Source organism: Dactylosporangium sp. CA-139066 (genome assembly GCF_050936175.1).
Lineage (GTDB): Bacteria > Actinomycetota > Actinomycetes > Mycobacteriales > Micromonosporaceae > Dactylosporangium.
Genome location: NZ_JBNJNH010000002.1, coordinates 2,380,416 through 2,396,524, shown reverse-complemented (window position 1 = coordinate 2,396,524; position 16,109 = coordinate 2,380,416). Strand labels below are relative to the sequence as shown.

Annotated in this window: 14 protein-coding genes; 7 read left to right on the top strand and 7 right to left on the bottom strand. The window is 74.3% G+C overall.

Annotated features, from left to right (window positions below; all coding sequences use genetic code 11):
• Positions 1–87 precede the first annotated feature (87 nt).
• The 4 genes from ACQEVU_RS55815 to ACQEVU_RS55800 form a co-directional block, all read right to left on the bottom strand.
• Positions 88–1,872: an ABC transporter ATP-binding protein gene (locus ACQEVU_RS55815; protein ID WP_433339357.1), complete on the bottom strand. Its 1,785-nt coding sequence runs from the start codon at positions 1,870–1,872 to the stop codon at positions 88–90.
• Positions 1,862–3,613 (bottom strand): ABC transporter ATP-binding protein, encoded by a 1,752-nt coding sequence (locus ACQEVU_RS55810; RefSeq protein WP_433339356.1) that lies wholly within the window; start codon positions 3,611–3,613, stop codon positions 1,862–1,864. Before ACQEVU_RS55810 ends, ACQEVU_RS55815 begins: the two co-directional genes overlap by 11 nt.
• A 132-nt stretch (positions 3,614–3,745) precedes the next feature.
• Positions 3,746–4,249 (bottom strand): methylated-DNA--[protein]-cysteine S-methyltransferase, encoded by a 504-nt coding sequence (locus ACQEVU_RS55805; protein WP_433339355.1) that lies wholly within the window; start codon positions 4,247–4,249, stop codon positions 3,746–3,748.
• Positions 4,246–5,661, bottom strand: a complete 1,416-nt coding sequence (locus tag ACQEVU_RS55800; protein ID WP_433339354.1) for an AlkA N-terminal domain-containing protein — start codon at positions 5,659–5,661, stop codon at positions 4,246–4,248. Before ACQEVU_RS55800 ends, ACQEVU_RS55805 begins: the two co-directional genes overlap by 4 nt.
• Positions 5,662–5,772: 111 nt before the next feature.
• Here ACQEVU_RS55800 and ACQEVU_RS55795 point away from each other — a divergent pair, with 111 nt between their 5' ends.
• From ACQEVU_RS55795 to ACQEVU_RS55785, 3 genes are all read left to right on the top strand, one after another.
• On the top strand, positions 5,773–6,339 hold the full coding sequence (locus ACQEVU_RS55795; protein WP_433339353.1) for a hypothetical protein: 567 nt from the start codon (positions 5,773–5,775) through the stop codon (positions 6,337–6,339).
• 84 nt (positions 6,340–6,423) lie between these two features.
• Positions 6,424–7,449, top strand: coding sequence for a helix-turn-helix domain-containing protein (locus tag ACQEVU_RS55790; protein WP_433339352.1), 1,026 nt, complete (start codon positions 6,424–6,426; stop codon positions 7,447–7,449).
• Positions 7,450–7,536: 87 nt separating this feature from the next.
• On the top strand, positions 7,537–7,926 hold the full coding sequence (locus ACQEVU_RS55785) for a hypothetical protein (RefSeq protein WP_433339351.1): 390 nt from the start codon (positions 7,537–7,539) through the stop codon (positions 7,924–7,926).
• Between the two features lie 4 nt (positions 7,927–7,930).
• Here the strand turns inward: ACQEVU_RS55785 and ACQEVU_RS55780 are convergent, their stop codons facing one another.
• The 3 genes from ACQEVU_RS55780 to ACQEVU_RS55770 are packed head-to-tail and all read right to left on the bottom strand — an operon-like array spanning position 7,931 to position 11,948.
• Positions 7,931–8,923: a 4-hydroxy-3-methylbut-2-enyl diphosphate reductase gene (locus ACQEVU_RS55780; protein ID WP_433339350.1), complete on the bottom strand. Its 993-nt coding sequence runs from the start codon at positions 8,921–8,923 to the stop codon at positions 7,931–7,933.
• On the bottom strand, positions 8,920–11,202 hold the full coding sequence (locus ACQEVU_RS55775) for an FtsX-like permease family protein (RefSeq protein WP_433339349.1): 2,283 nt from the start codon (positions 11,200–11,202) through the stop codon (positions 8,920–8,922). The genes ACQEVU_RS55780 and ACQEVU_RS55775 overlap by 4 nt, the downstream gene beginning before the upstream one ends.
• Positions 11,199–11,948, bottom strand: coding sequence for an ABC transporter ATP-binding protein (locus ACQEVU_RS55770; protein ID WP_433339348.1), 750 nt, complete (start codon positions 11,946–11,948; stop codon positions 11,199–11,201). The genes ACQEVU_RS55775 and ACQEVU_RS55770 overlap by 4 nt, the downstream gene beginning before the upstream one ends.
• A gap of 109 nt (positions 11,949–12,057) precedes the next feature.
• Here ACQEVU_RS55770 and ACQEVU_RS55765 point away from each other — a divergent pair, with 109 nt between their 5' ends.
• The 4 genes from ACQEVU_RS55765 (at position 12,058) to ACQEVU_RS55750 (ending at position 16,103) form a co-directional block, all read left to right on the top strand.
• A complete protein-coding gene (locus ACQEVU_RS55765) occupies positions 12,058–13,293 on the top strand; it encodes a sensor histidine kinase (RefSeq protein ID WP_433339347.1) in 1,236 nt (411 codons plus the stop codon).
• Positions 13,281–13,925 (top strand): response regulator, encoded by a 645-nt coding sequence (locus ACQEVU_RS55760; RefSeq protein WP_433339346.1) that lies wholly within the window; start codon positions 13,281–13,283, stop codon positions 13,923–13,925. The genes ACQEVU_RS55765 and ACQEVU_RS55760 overlap by 13 nt, the downstream gene beginning before the upstream one ends.
• Positions 13,926–14,119: 194 nt before the next feature.
• A complete protein-coding gene (gene xseA / locus ACQEVU_RS55755) occupies positions 14,120–15,343 on the top strand; it encodes an exodeoxyribonuclease VII large subunit (protein WP_433339345.1) in 1,224 nt (407 codons plus the stop codon).
• Between the two features lie 322 nt (positions 15,344–15,665).
• Entirely contained in the window at positions 15,666–16,103 is a 438-nt protein-coding gene (locus ACQEVU_RS55750; RefSeq protein WP_433339777.1) for a GNAT family N-acetyltransferase, read from the top strand.
• The last annotated feature ends 6 nt before the right edge of the window (positions 16,104–16,109 follow it).

The window sequence follows — 16,109 nt, the reverse complement described above, 5'->3', positions numbered from 1 at the left end:
CACGAACGCCAGTGTCCACGGTAGATCGACGGCGTGAACCCCGCCATTCATGCATGGAGCGGTCGTTATGTGTCGGCTACCCGACACTCACAGCAGCGAGTCGCGCCACTGCGCGTGCAGCTCGGCGTAGTGCCCACCGCCGCCGATCAGGGCCGACGGCGGCCCGTCCTCGACGATCCGCCCGCCCGAGAGCACCAGCACCCGGTCGGCGATCTCCACTGTGGACAGCCGGTGGGCGATCACCAGCGCGGTCCGGGATGCCAGGATCGTCCGCAACGCCTGCTGCACGAGGCGCTCGCTCGGGATGTCCAGCGAGGACGTCGCCTCGTCGAGAATCAGCACCGCGGGGTCGGCCAGGAAGGCCCGCGCAAACGCCACGAGTTGCCGTTGTCCGGCCGAAAGTCTTCCCCCGCGCTTGCGTACGTCGGTGTCGTACCCGTCCGGCAGGGCGCGGATGAACGCGTCCGCCCCGATCGCCGCGGCCGCCGCCTCGACCTCGGCCCGGGTGGCCCCCGGCCGGCCGAAGGCGATGTTCGACGCGACCGTGCCGGAGAACAGGTAGTTCTCCTGGGTCACCATGACGACGGCCCGGCGCAGGTCGTCCTCGGCCAGCGAGCGCAGGTCGACACCGTCGAGCGCGACGGTGCCGCCGGTCGGGTCGTAGAAGCGGGCCACGAGCTTGGCGAGGGTGGACTTCCCGGCGCCGGTCGCCCCGACGAGGGCCACGGTCTGCCCGGCCGGCACGAACAGGTCGAGCTCCGGCAGTACAACCCGGCCGGCATCGTAGGCGAAGGCGACCCCGTCGAACGCGAGCTCGCCGCGGGCAACGGGCAGCCGGACCGGTGCGGCCGGCTCCGGCACGGCCGGCGGCTCGTCGAGGACCGCGGCCAGCTTCTCCAGCGCCGCCGTCGCCGACTGCAGGGTGTTGTAGAACTGGGAGAGCTCCTGCATCGGCTCGTAGAAGCGGCGCAGGTACAGCAGGAACGCCGCCAGCACCCCCACCTCGGTGTGCCCGTGCAGCACCCGCCAGCCGCCGTAGGTGAGCACGACGGCGATGGAGATGTTCCCGATCACCTTGATGGCCGGCGAGTACGTCGCGACGAGCCGCTGCGCGTGCAGGCTGGCCTCGCGGTAGTCGTCGTTGACGGCGTGGAAGATCTCGTCGTTGCGCCGCTCGCGGCGGAAGGCCTGCACCGCGCGGATGCCGCCGAGCGACTCGACGAAGTGGATGATGACCAGCGCGATCGTCTCGCGGGTGCGCCGGTACGCCCGCGCGCTGGCCCGCTGGAACCACCGCGACAGCCACACCAGGAACGGGAACGACGCCAGCGTCACGAGCGCCAGCGGCAGGTCGAGCCAGAGCAGGATCGCCGCGACGGACAGCACCGACAGCGCGGCCAGCACGAGGTCGTCCAGCGCACCGTCGACGAGCTCGGAGATGTTGTCGACGTCGCTGGTCAGCCGCGCGATGACCCGCCCCGAGGTGAACCGCTCGTGGAAGCCGATCGACAGCCGCTGCAGGTGGCGGTACACCCGCAGGCGCAGGTCGAGCAGCACCGCGTTGCCGACCCGCCCGGACAGGGCCAGGAACGCGCGGCGGGTGGCGAACTCGGCCGCCGTCGCCGCCCCGAACGCGGCCGTGAGCAGCACCAGCACGGGCGGGTGGCCGATGCCGCGGTCGATGCCGAGCTTGACGAGGTACGGCCCGGCCATGCCGGCCAGGTTCTGCACGAGCAGCAGCGCGACGAGGACGACGATCGGCAGCCGGTGCGGGCGCAGCAGCGACCCGAGCAGGCGCCGGCTGGCCACGCGCCGGGTCGGGTCGGGCTCCTCGGTGGCGGTGCCGCGCCACCGTTGGACGTCAAGCGCCACGCAGCACCTCCCGGTAGCCGGGACAGGTGGCCAGCAGCCGCGAGTGGGTGCCGACGGCGGCGATGCGCCCGTCCTGCAGGAACGCGACCCGGTCGGCGAGCGCGATCGTGGAGGGCCGGTGCACGACCAGCAGCGCCGTGGTGCCGGCCAGCACGGTCGCGAGGGCCTCCTCGACGAGGGCCTCGGTGTGCACGTCCAGCGCGGACAGCGGGTCGTCGAGCACGAGCACCCGGGGCCGGCCGAGGACGGCGCGGGCGAGGGCGAGGCGCTGGCGCTGCCCGCCGGACAGGGACAGGCCCTGCTCGCCGATGCGGGTGTCGAGGCCCCACGGCAGGTCCTTGGCGAAGCCGGCCTGGGCGACGGCGAGCGCCTCCTCGATCTCGGCGTCGGTGGCGTCGGTGCGCCCCAGGGTCAGGTTCTCCCGCACGCTCATCGAGAACAGCGTCGGGTCCTCGAACGCGGTGCCGACGATGCGCCGCAGCGCGTCGAGCCGGATGTCGCGCACGTCGCGCCCGTCGATGGTGATGCGCCCGGCGCTGACGTCGTACAGGCGCGGGACCAGCGACACCAGCGTCGTCTTGCCGCTGCCGGTGAGCCCGACGATCGCGAGGGTCTCGCCCGGCGCGACCTCCAGGTCGATGCCGCGCAGCACGGGCCGGCCCGGCTCGTACGCGAACTCGACGCCCTCGAAGCGCAGTCGGCCCTCCACTGTGGATGGTGCGACGGCGCCCGGACGGTCCACGATGGACGGCGGGGTGTCCATGACCTCGTAGATGCGCGCGGACGCGCTCATCGCCTCCTGCGCGTTGGCGATGATCCAGCCGAGGATGTCGATCGGCCAGACCAGCATCACCTGCAGCGCGACGAACGCGACGAGCGTGCCGACGGTGAGCGCGCCGGCCGAGACCGCGACCGCGCCGGCGACGAGCACCACGGCGAGCGTGACGTTGGGGACCAGGTCGAACTGCGACAGTGTGCGGGCCACCATACGGCTCTTGCCGACGCCGAGGTCGTGCACGTGCCGGGCGCCCGCGCCGAACTGCTCCCCCATGTGGTCGCGCCGGCCGAACGCGCGGATGACCCTGATCCCCTGCGCGGACTCCTCGACGCGGGTGGTGAGGTCGCCGAGGGAGTCCTGCAGCTCGCGGGAGGCGGCGTAGTACCGCGACGTGAACCGGCGCACGATCAGGAACAGCGGGATCGCGCTGAGCGCCACGAACACGCCCAGCGGCCAGTACAGGTGGATCAGCAGGACGGACACCGCGATGTACGTGCCGAGGTTGAGCACGAAGAAGAACAGCCCGAAGCTCAGGAAGCGCCGGATGGAGGACAGGTCGGCGGTGGCCCGCGACAGCAGCTGCCCGGACTGCCAGCGGTCGTGGAACTCGATCGGCAGCCGCTGCAGGTGCGCGTAGAGGTCCTCGCGCAGCCTCGCCTCCATGCCGACCGAGGACGCCGACTGCGCCCACCGGCGGATGAAGCTCAGCGCGCCCTCACACAGGCCCAGCGCGATGGCGAGCGCGCCGAGCAGGAACAGCCCGCGGGTGTCGCCGCGACGGACGGGGCCGTCGACGACGCGCTGGATGAGCAGCGGGATGGCGAGGCTGGCGGCGGTCGAGCCGACCGCGGCGACCATCGACCAGGCCGTCATCGAGTAGTAGGGCTGCAGGTAGACCCGCATGCGCCAGAGGTCGTAAGCCTTCGACCGCCGCCCCTGCTCGGGTGCGGCGGTCGTTGACATGCATCAAACGTACGTTGAGGTCACATCGGAGCCAACCTATATACTGGCATGCGCCAATTGGCGCTCGCTTCGCTCGGGCGCGGCGGGGGGTTCCCACCCCGCACCCCCCATGGCCGCTCTGCGGCCACTACATCACGCCGCTTCATGATCGAGCAGCCAGCGCTTGACGGGCAGCCCCCAGCGGAACCCGCCGAGCGTGCCGTCCAGGCGCAGCACCCGGTGGCAGGGCACGAACAGCGCGGCCGCGTTGGTCGCGCAGGCCATCGCCGCCGCCCGCACCGCCGCCGGCCGCCCGGCCCGCGCGGCGAACTCGCTGTAGGTGACCGGCTCACCGGCCCGCACCTCGCGCAGCACCTCCCACGCGTGCCCGATGAACGCGCCACCGTGCTGGCGCACCGGTACGCTGTCGATCGCCGTCAGGTCACCGTCCACATAGGACTGCAAGGCCTTCAGCGGTACTCCCGGATCGCGCCGTTCCTCGGCCGCGCCCGGCAGCCGGGCCAGCTTCATGAGCCCGGCCACGTCGGTCGTCCAGCCGCTGGCCAGCACCGTCTCCTCGGCGTCGGTGAGCATCGTGAACGGGCCGGCCGGGGTGTCGGTGGTCGTGTAGTACATGGGCCCTGTGTAGGTGTTCATTGCATCCTCCAGAGTCGGATCGCGGCGTACGAGCGCCAGGGCCGCCAGCGCTCGGCGTGCGCGGCCAGGGTCTTCGGTGTGTCGGGCAGCCCGGCGGCCCGCGCGCCGCGCAGCACCCCCAGGTCGGTCGGCAGGAACGCGTCCGGGTCGCCGAGCGCGCGCATCGCCGTGTACTGCGCGGTCCAGTCGCCGATCCCCGGCAGCGCCTTCAGCCGCGCGACGGTCTCCTCGCGGTCCCCGCCGCCGTCGAGGTCGAGCTCGCCCGCGGCCACGGCGGCGGCCAGCCCGCGCAGGGTACGCCGGCGGGCCTCGGGCATCGCGAACGCCTCGTCCGGCAGCTCGAGCAGCTCCTCGGCGGTCGGGAACAGCCCGGCGTCGGCGGCAATGAGCTTGCGCAGCACCGTGCGGGCGGCGGCGACGGAGATCTGCTGGCCGACGACGGCGCGCACCGCGATCTCGAAGCCGTCGGTCGCCCGCGGCACGCGCACCCCCTCCTCCTTGAGCACCATCGGCGCGAGGGCGGGGTCGGCGCCGAGCACCGCGTCCACGGCGACGGGGTCGGCGTCGAGGTCGAACAGCCGGCGGCAGCGCGCCACCGCCGGCGCCAGGTCACGAACGTCGGCGAGCCGCAGCGTGGCTGCCACGTGCCCGTGCGCGGGCCGCAGCACTGCACGCCCGGTGCCGTGCGGCAGCCTCAGATTGCGGTGGTACCCGTCCTCCTCGACCGAGTCGATGCCGCTGACGGCCCGGTGGGCCAGGAACGTCAGCAGCGATTCCGCGTGCAGCGGCGCCCGGAACGGCAGCCGCACGGAAACAATTCCGTCGTCGCAATCCTCGCCCTCCTCGGGCCGGCCCCGTCGCGTGCGAAGCTGCGACGGCGTGCGGCCGTAGATCTCGCGGACCGTGTCGTTGAACTGTCGCACGCTGCCGAACCCGGCCGCGAACGCTATTTCGGCCAGCCCGATGCCGGTCGTCTCGATGAGCACCCGGGCGGTCTGCGCCCGCTGCGCCCGGGCCAGCGCCAGCGGCCCGGCGCCGACCTCGGCGGTGAGCATGCGGTGCAGGTGCCGCTCGGTGTACCCGAGCCGGCCGGCCAGCCCCGGCACGCCGTCGCGGTCGACGACCCCGTCGGCGATGAGCCGCATCGCGCGCCCGACGACGTCGCCGCGCACGTCCCAGTCCGGCGAGCCGGGCGCGGCGTCCGGCCGGCAGCGCAGGCAGGCCCGGAAGCCCTCCCGCTGCGCGGCCGCCGCGGTCGGCAGGAAGCGCACGTTCTCGGCCCGCGGCACGATCGCCGGGCAGGACGGCCGGCAATAGATCTTGGTCGACTTGACCGCGGTGACGAACACGCCGTCGAAGCGCGAGTCACGGCTGGTCGCCGCCTTGCGGCAGGTTTCGAAGTCGAGTTCCACACCTCCATCCTGCCCCGCCGGCGACGCGTCGACTGGCGGTTTTCGGACGCGTACCTTCCTGGCCGGCAGCCCCTAGTCTGGTGGGCACCGAACACGATATGGAGACTGGCGATGAGCGAGTACGTGACCGGCGCGCCCGAGGGCGACGACGCGGGCCTGGGGCCGGCCGGGGGCGACAGCGGCCTGTCCGCCGCCGAGGAGCCGACCGTCGTCACCATGCACGGCGAGCACGGCGAGACGATCTATGCGATGGACCGCGACCACGACGGCCGGGTCGACTTCGTCGCCTACGACGACGACAGCGACGGGCGGGTCGACCGGTACTCGATCGACACCGACGGCGACGGCACGCTCGACACCGAGATGCGCGACACGGACGGCGACGGGCGGGTGGACGTCGTCCTCGTCGACACCGACGGGGACGGCCACAAGGACGTCGCCGCGTTCGACACCAACCACGACGGCGCGTTCGACCGCGTCGTGGCCGACCTCGACGGCGACGGCAACATCGACACCGACGTGCGCGACACCAACTTCGACGGCAGGGCCGACTTCGTGGCCCGCGACGTCGACGGCGACGGCCGCCGCGACTACACCGCCACGGACAGTGACTTCGACGGGCGCTTCGACACCGTGAAGTACGACGACCCGAAGGAAGACCCGCTCGCCCAGGCATAGGCGCGGCGTGGAACAGGAACATTGACTCCCCGTTCGGCCGCCGGCCCTCGTCAGGGGCCGGCGGCCGTTCGTAGAGTTCGTCGTGTGCCCGACGAAGACGCACAGCTGTTGGACCTCGGCGAGCAGCACGCGTACCGGCTGTTGGTGAAGCTGGCCGCGGCCGGCCCCGACGACCTGGCCGGCACCGCCGACATCCCGGCCGCCGAGGCCCGGCGGCTGCTCGAGTCGCTGCGCGCGAAGGGCCTGGCCCGCGGCGGCCCGGTCTTCGAGCCCCTCCCGCCGGACGTCGCGCTCGGTGATGCCCTGCTACGCCGGCAGCGCTCCCTGGAGTCCGCCCGGCGGATCGTGGCCCGGCTGACCGAGGAGTACCGCGCGACCACCCGCCGCCGCATCGCCGACCACCTGGTCGAGATCGTCGTCGGCGCCGCGGCGCTGCGCGAGCGCCTTCGGGACATGCAGAACTCGGCCCAGGAGGAGATCCTGTGGTTCTGCCGGGTCAACCCGATCGCGATGAGCGGCCCGGAGAACGCCGAGGAGGGCACCGCCCTGGCCCGCGGCGTCCGCTACCGCGCGATCTACGAGCGGGCCCTCATCGAGCAGCCGGGCGAGCTGCCGAGCATTGCCGCCTCGGTACGCCGGGGCGAGCAGGCCCGCGTCGTCGACACCCTGCCCGTCCGCCTGGCGATCGCCGACCGCTCGATGGCCATCTGCCCACTGGTGCCGGACCGCGAGCGAGACCTCGGCGAGCCCACGGCCGCCCTGATCCGCCGCAGCGAGCTGCTGGACGCGCTGGTCGCCCTGTTCGAGGGCGTCTGGGACCGCGCCTCCCCGCTGCTGACCGACGCCCCGGACGGCGGCCCGGCCGAGGCCGAGCGGCTGCTGCTGTCCCTGCTGGTGGCCGGCTTTCCGGACAAGTCGATCGCCTCGCAGCTCGGCGTGAGCAAGCGCACGATCCAGCGCCGCCTCGAGCGCCTCATGGCCGCCGTCGGCGTCGACACCCGCACGGGCCTGGCCTTCGAGGCGGGCCGCCGCGGCTGGCTGCCGACCCGCGCCCCGGCCGCGACGCCCGGCGCCCCGCCCGCCGGCGCGCCCGACCCCGGCCCTCGCTAGGCCCCGCGGACCGGGCGACAAGAAACCCCTCGGGCAGTGTCGGAGAACCGATCGTGCGGCGGGCAACCTGGATCTAGCGTCGCCCGCATGTTCGGACTTGGCCGGAAACCCGGCGCCAATGCGATCACCGCCCGCGGGGAGATCGTGCACGTCGATTTCGGTCTGCAGAACGTCGACGCGCACGGCAACTCGCAGGCCTCCCGCTACACCGTGCTGGTCCGCGTGTTCCCCGACGGGGCGAGCGAGTTCGAGGCGTCGATCAAGGTGAAGCTCCGCGGTACCGCGGGGCCGATGATCGGCGAGGAGACGTGGGTCCGCTACGACCCCGCCGACAAGAAGCGCATCGAGTTCGACCGCGACCGGATCCGGGAGCGCGCCTACGACCGCGTGCAGGTCAACCCGGGCCTGCGGATCGTCGTCGAGACCCTCTACCGCCACGGCGACCCGCCCGTCAGCGTGATCGCCACCGCCCGCTGAAGCGCTAGGACAGCGTCTTCGCGACCTCGGCGGCGCGGGCGGCGGCCTGGGCCTTCATGTCGCGCTTGAGCTCCTGCGGCAGCGAGAACACCAGCTTCTCCTGCGCCGTGGTGATCTCGGCGACGTCGGCGAAGCCGCGGGCGGCCAGGAAGTCCAGGACCTCCATGACCAGCTCGTCCGGGACCGAGGCGCCCGACGTGACGCCGACCGTGCTCGCGTCGGCGAGCCACTCGTCCTGGATCTCGCTGGCGTAGTCGATGAGGTAGCCGGCCTTCGCACCCGCGTCGACGGCGACCTCGCGCAGGCGCTGCGAGTTCGACGAGTTCTGCGAGCCGACCACGAGGACGATGTCGCAGTTGGGGGCCATCGCCTTCACGGCGTCCTGGCGGTTGGACGTGGCGTAGCAGATGTCGTCGCTCGGCGGCGACATCAGCAGCGGCAGGCGCTTCTTGAGGCGCGAGACCGTCTCCAGCGTCTCGTCGACCGACAGCGTGGTCTGCGACAGCCAGACGACCTTGCTGGGGTCGCGGACGGTGACCTTGTCGGCGCCTTCCGGGCCGTCGACCAGCTGGATGTGCGCCGGCGCCTCGCCCGTGGTGCCGATGACCTCCTCGTGGCCCTCGTGGCCGATGAGCAGGATGTCGTAGTCGTCGGCGGCGAAGCGGCGGGCCTCCTGGTGGACCTTCGTGACCAGCGGGCAGGTCGCGTCGATGGCCCGCAGGTTGCGGTCCTTCGCCTGCGTGTGCACCTCGGGCGCGACCCCGTGCGCGGAGAAGACGACGATCGCGCCCTCCGGCACCTCCTCGTTCTCCTCGACGAAGATCGCGCCCTTGCCCTGCAGGGTGCTCACGACGTGCTTGTTGTGCACGATCTCCTTGCGGACGTAGATCGGAGCGCCGTACAGCTTCAGCGCCTCCTCCACGGTCTGGACCGCACGGTCCACACCGGCGCAGTATCCGCGGGGCTTGGCGAGCAGGACGCGCTTCGAAGCAGTCACCCCGCCATGGTACGTGCCCGCGTCGCCCCTCCCAGGGCCGCGAGCGCCGCCAGGGCGCCGCACACGCCCACGACCGCGGCCAGCGTCGCCCACGGCATGACCAGCGTCACAGGCGCCCCGATCTCGTCCTGCAGGCCGGCGCGGGCCTCGAACAGCGCCGGTACCGCCACGGCCAGCCCGAGCAGCGCCCCGACCAGCACGGACAGCAGCGCCTCGCTCACCACGACCCGCATGGTCTGGCCCGCGGTCGCGCCGGCCCGGTGCAGGGTCGCGAACTCGCCGCGGCGCGCCCGGGTCGCCATGAGCAGCGTGTTGGCGACGGCCAGCGCGGTGTACCCGACCGAGATGCCCAGCAGCACGGCCAGGAACAGGTCGATGAGGTCGCCCTCCTCGGCCGCCCGGCGCTCCACGTAGGCGCGGGCGGTCATCGGCTCGGCCCCGGCCGCGGGCACGAAGTCGCCGGCCAGGTACACGACGTCGGCCAGGGCCGCCGGGTCGTGCGCGCGCACCAGGTCGCGGGGTAGCTGTACCGAATCCTCCGGCACGTTGCTCGTGACCGACGCCACCGTCACGCTCTGCACCGATCCGTCCGCGAAGCGCAGCGCCACGGCCTGGCCGGCCGGCCAGCCGAGCGTCGGGGAGGCGACCAGGCCGCCGGCCGCCGTACCGACCGCGTCCACCGGGCGGCCCGACTCGAGGTACACCGTGCTGGCCAGCTCCGAGCGCCCGGGCTGCGCCCGCACCGCCGCCTCCGACAGCCCCGGCACCGCGGCCGAGCCCGCCGCCACCGCCGCCTCCGGGATCCTCGCCGTGTCCTCGATGCCGACCGCCTCGTCCGCCGTCTGGAACGTGCCGACGAGCAGCACCGCGAACCCGACCGCGGCCAGCACCGGCGCCGCCGTCGACGCCACCCGGCGCGCGGCCACGCGCGCCCCCTCGCGCACGAGCAGGCCGGTCGGCCCCCGGCGGGCCGGCCAGGTGACCAGCCGCACGATCGGCACCACGAACACGGGGGCGAGCAGGGCGGCGGCGACCAGCAGTACCATCGCGGAACTCAGCACGATCGTCGGCTTCTGCTCCGCCGTCGAGCCGGGCAGCAGGGCCGCGAGGCCCCCGCCCAGCGCCAGCCCGGCCAGGCCGGTGAGCCAGCGCGACAGCGTCATCGGGCGCGGCTCGGCGGCGGCGACCCGCAGCGCGTCCAGCGCCGGCACCCGGGCGGCCCGGCGCGCCGACAGCCACGCCCCGGCCACCCCGACGACCAGCCCCGCGCCGGCCGCAACCGCCGGCACCCACCAGGTGAACCCGACCCGGAACCCGGCCGGCTCCAGCCCGACGGCCACGAACGGCCCGGCCAGCAGCGGCGCGAGCGCGGCCCCGAGCAGCCCGCCCGGCACCCCCGCGCCGATCGCCACGAGCACGACCTCGGCGAGCAGCATCCGCCGCACCTGCCCCGGCGTGGCCCCGACGGCCCGCAGCAGGCCCAGCTCGCGCCGGCGCTGGGCGGCGGCGAACGCGCACGTCGAGGCGACCACGAACACGGCCACGAACCCGCCGACGAACACCGTGGCGATGATCAGCTGGGCCCCGATCCAGCGGGTGCCGCGGTCGCCCTCCGGCTCCGCGGCCGAGCGGGCGTCGCCGGTCAGCGCGGTGCCGAGGCCGCCGAGCACCTCGGGCAGCCGCGCGGCGACGTCGGCCGGGCGCGCGCCCGCGTCCAGGCGCAGCCCGATGAACTTCACGCCGCCGGCCAGCGAGCGCGCGGTCGCGTCGTTGACGTAGTACCCGGGCCGGTCGGTGGTGCCGGCGACGGTCCACGTGGCCGGGCCGGCCGCGGTCAGCACGGGCAGCGCCGCGCCGACGGGCAGGCCCAGGGCCGCATCCACCACGACCTCGCCATCCTTCAAGGTGGACGCCCCGCTGCCGCGTCCACTGTGGAGCGAGTCGCGGGGGTTGCCCACCGGTCGGCCGTCCACGAGCCGCTGCACGTAGAACGGGCGGTCGGGCACCGCGGCGGACACACCCGGCACGGCGGCCAACTTGGCCACGAGGGCGTCGACCTCCCCGGCGGACCACGGACGGTACGTCGGGAAGCCCCCGTCCGGCGGGTCGTAGCGCGGCGCGGCCACGACCACACCGGCGTCCGACAGCTCGGCCGGCACGCGCGGGCGCGCCGACGCCCACAGCGACAGGCTGCCGGAGACCACCGCCACGCCCAGCAGCAGGGCCACGTAGGTGCCGGCGAAGGAGGCCCAGCGGTACCGGATCATCGCCGGGCTCATCGCGTCTCCAGCCGGGCCATGCGCGCCGCGATCTGCTCGGCCCCGGTGGGCTCGCGCAGCTCGTCGACGATCGACCCGTCGGCGAGGAACAGCACGCGGTCGGCGTGCGCGGCCGCGAGCGGGTCGTGGGTGACCATCACGACCGTCTGCGCGTGCCGGTCCACGGCCGCCCGCAGCAGCCGCAGCACCTCCCGCGACGCGGCGTTGTCCAGCGCACCGGTCGGCTCGTCGGCGAACAGCACCGCCGGCCCGGTCACCAGCGCCCGGGCGATCGCCACCCGCTGCTGCTGCCCGCCGGACAGCTCGTCCGGCCGGTGCCGCGCCCGGTCGCCCAGCCCGACCTCGCCCAGCATCGCCCGCACCTGCCCCGGCGCGGCCCGCCGCCCGGCCAGCCGCAGCGGCAGCTCCACGTTCTGCTCCGCGCTCAGCGCCGCGACGAGGTTGAACGACTGGAACACGAACCCGACCCGCTCGCGGCGCAGCCGGGTCAGCGCCCGCTCCGACAGCGGCGTCAGGTCCACGCCGTCGATGAGCACCCGCCCGGCGCTCACCCGGTCGAGCCCGGCCGCGCAGTGCAGCAGCGTCGACTTGCCGGAGCCGGACGGCCCCATCACCGCCGTGAAGCTCGCCGGGGCGAAGCGGACCGAAACGTCGTCGAGGGCGGTCACCGCGCGCTCGCCCGCGCCGTAGCGGCGGGTCACGGAGCACAGCTCGACCGCCTGGTGTGTCTGCAGCGTCGTCGTCACACCCTCGATCGAACCGTCGCGATGCCCCCGGCGCAGTCGCGCGGCGGTGAGATCCGCCGGTAACGCCAGCACTACCGCGCGCGGCCCGCCCCGCCGGTACGGTCGCAGCATGCGGCCCCGATCTGTCATGGAGGCGCTGCGGCTGCCGCCGGTGCGGTTCCTGACGTCCTGGTGGCCGTGGCGGTCGCTGTGGTACCTCACGACCGGCGCCCTGTTCGGCATCCTCGCCGGCAGCGTGCTGCTGGGCCTGCTCCTGGCCGGCGCCGTGCTCAGCCTGATGATCGTCGGCCTGGCCCTGTTCCTGGCCGCCGCGCTGTCCGGCATCGTCGTCGCCCGCGTCGAGCGCCGCCGGCTGCGCATCGTCGAGGACATCCGCCTCACCGACCCGCACCGCGCCCCCGAGCGCCGCGGCCTGCGCGCCTGGGTCAGGACCCGCCTCTCGGAGCCGGCGACCTGGCGCGAGCTGGGCTACACGATGCTCATGACGACCGCCCTGTGCTGGCTCGACGGCATGGTCGTCGGCGTGTGGACGTGGGGCGTGACGGCGCTGGTCTGCGGCCCGCTGTACATCCACGACTCCCCGCTGTCGCTCACCCTCACCGGCTCCGTGTTCGGGCTGGCGCTCGGGGTCGTGCTGCTGTATCCGATGAGCGCCTGGGCGGCCGCCCGCGCCGCGATCGCCCAGGCCGTCCTCGGCCCGCGGATGGAGACCGAGGCCCGCCTCACCGAGGTCTCGCGCTCCCGCGCCCGCCTCGTCGACGCGTTCGAGGTCGAGCGCCGCCGCATCGAGCGGGATCTCCATGACGGCGCGCAGCAGCGCCTGCTCGCCCTCAGCATGCAGCTCGGCCTGGCCCGCCTGGAGCTGCCGCCGGACTCACCGGGCGCCGAGCCGGTCGCCCGCGCCCACGACCTCGCCAAGGAGGCGCTGGCGGAGCTGCGGGAGCTGATTCGTGGGGTACACCCGAAAATCCTCGCGGACCGTGGCCTACATGCGGCCCTGCGCGAGGTGGCCGACCGCGCCCCGCTCCCGGTCGACGTCGACGCGGCCCTCCCGCAGCGGCTGCCCGGCGGCGTGGAGGCGTGCGCGTACTTCGTCGTCGTCGAGGCCCTCGCCAACGTCGCCAAGCACAGCGGCGCCACGCGGGCGCGGGTCGTGGCCTCGGCGTCGGGCGGCCGGCTCACGGTCCAGGTCCGCGACGACGGCCGGGGCGGCGCCGACCCCGGCCGCGGCACCGGCCTGTCGGGCCTGGCCGACCGCGTGGCGGCCGCGGGCGGCACCGTGGCGCTCGCGAGCCCCGTGGGAGGCCCTACGGTGGTACACGTGGAGCTTCCTTGCGGGTCGTGATCGCCGAGGACGGCGTCCTCATCCGGGAGGGCATCGCGGGTCTGCTGCGCCGCTTCGGCCACGAGGTCGTCGCGGCCGTCGGCGACGCGCCCGCGCTGATGTCCGCGGTCCGCTCGCACCGCCCCGAACTCGTGGTCACGGACGTGCGCATGCCGCCCGGCTTCAGCGACGAGGGCCTGCAGGCCGCGATCGCCCTGCGGGCCGAGGACCCCGCGCTGCCGGTGCTGGTGCTGAGCCAGTACATCGAGCAGACGTACGCCGCCGAGCTGCTGGAGTCGGGCCGAAGCGCCGGCGTGGGCTACCTGTTGAAGGACCGCATCGGCGACGTGACGGAGTTCGCGGACGCGGTGTCGCGCGTCGCCGCCGGCCACACGGTCGTCGACCCGGACGTGGTGGCGCAGCTCCTGGGCCGCCGCCGCGACCCCCTCACCCGCCTGACCCCGCGCGAGCGCGAGGTCCTCGCGCTGATGGCCGAGGGCCGGTCGAACGCCGCGATCGCCCGCGCCCTGGTGGTGAGCGAGGCCGCGGTGGCGAAGCACATCAACGGCCTGCTCGCGAAGCTCGACCTGCCCCCGGACGACGACGTGCACCGCCGCGTCCGCGCCGTGCTCGCCTACCTGCGCGGCGCCTGACCGGCGAGGTCCCGTCGCTGAGGGGACGTCGGTCCCGGCCGGTTGGGGCGGTTCGGCCCGGGCGCCCGGCACGCTGGCTGATCTGAACACCCCCACCGCCGAAGCCCGGTGCGACAGCCGACCGCTGCCGCACCGGGCTTCGCCGCGATTCCTTGCATCGCGGCTACTAGGGTGTCGGGAATGAGGGTGTCGGCATGACCGAGGACGCGACGGGCGACAAGTCCACAAGCGACAAGCCGTGGCCGGTCCGGGTGGTCAGCCAGAAGATCGGCCAGTGGATCGGCCGGCTCGGGTGGATCTGGATCGACGGGCAGGTCACCCAGGTGGTGCGGCGGCCCGGCACCAACACCGTCTTCATCACCCTGCGCGACCCGTCCGCCGACCTCAGCCTCAGCGTCACCACCAACCGCGACGTCGTCGACCTCGGGGCGCCGGCCCTCGCCGACGGGGCGCGGATCGTCGTGCACGCGCGGCCCGAGTTCTACGCCGCGCGCGGGTCGCTCAGCCTGCGGGCCGACGAGATCCGGCAGGTCGGGCTCGGGGAGCTGCTCGCGCGGCTCGAGCAGGTGAAGCGGCTCCTGCAGGCCGAGGGGCTGTTCGCGCGGGAGCGCAAGCGGCGGATACCGTTCCTGCCGCGGCGCGTCGGGCTGATCACCGGGCGGGCCAGCGCGGCCGAGCGGGACGTGCTCACCAACGCGCGGCGGCGGTGGCCGGCGGTCGACTTCCGGGTGATCAACGTGGCCGTGCAGGGGGCCTCGGCCGTGCCGCAGATCATCGACGCGCTCAACGTCCTCAATCGGGACGAGTCGATCGACGTCATCGTCATCGCGCGCGGCGGCGGGTCGGTCGAGGACCTGCTGCCGTTCTCCGACGAGGCGCTGTGCCGGGCCGTGTTCGCCTGCCGCACGCCCGTCGTCTCGGCGATCGGGCACGAACCCGACACGCCGCTGCTCGACTTCGTGGCCGACGTGCGGGCGTCCACGCCGACCGACGCCGCCAAGCGGATCGTTCCCGACCTGGGGGAAGAGGTGCGGCTCATCGGGCAGGCCAAGCAGCGGCTCGACCGGGCGCTGCGCGGGCTGCTCGACCGCGAGCAGCACCGGCTCGACGCGCTCAGGTCGCGGCCGTCGATCGCCCGGCCGCTCACGATGGTCGACTCGCGGGCCGCCGAGGTCAGCGCGCTGCGGGACCGGGCCACGCGCAACCTGCTCCACCGCGTCGACCGGGCCGGCACCGCGCTCGAGCACACCCTCGCCCGGCTCCGCACGCTCTCGCCCAAGGCCACCCTCCAGCGCGGCTACGCGATCGTGCAGCGCGAGGACGGGGCCGTCGTGCGCGCACCCGACGACGTGGCCGCCAAGGACCGGGTGCGCATCCGGCTCGCCGATGGGTCGCTCGCCGCGACCGTGGAGGGATGATCGATGTCACGACGCCTGCAGGAGTACATGCTGGCCAGCGCCTCCGCCGGACGCGAGGTGGTCCGGGCCGGGCCGTTCACGGTGACGATCACCGGGCACGACCCGAACGTGTACGTCAACTACGCCATCCCCGACGCCGGCGCCGAGCCGTCGGTGGACGACATCGCGGCGCTGGTCGAGGCGTTCACCGCGCGCGGGCGGACGCCGCGCCTGGAGTACCTCCCCGGCCTCGCCCCGGCCGTCGAACCCGCCCTGCTCGCCGCCGGGTTCACGGTCGCCGACCGGCTGCCGCTCATGCAGTGCGCGCCCGGGGACGACGTGGATCACCCCGTGCCGGACGGGTTCGAGCTCGTCACGCCCGCGTCCGACGCGGACACCGAGGGGATGCTCGCCGCGCAGCACGAGGCCTTCGGGGAGCCGCCGCCGTCGGCCGAGCACGTCGCGGCGACCCGGGCGAAGGCCGCGGCCGGGCACATGTACTCGCTCGCCCCGCGAGATCGCCACCGGCGAGGCGGCCGGCGGCGGCGTGGCGGTCGCCGTCCGCGACGGGATCTCGGAGGTCGCCGGGATCGCCGTCCGCCCGCGGTACGAGCGGCGCGGCCTCGGCGCCGCCCTCACCCTGCACCTGACGCGGGCCGCGTTCGCGGCCGGGGCGACGCTGGTGTTCCTCACCCCGGCGGGCGACGCGCAGGAGCGCATCTACGCGCGCGTCGGCTACCGTCGCACCGACTCGGTGCTGTTTTTGGAGAAGGCCAAGTGAGTGAAG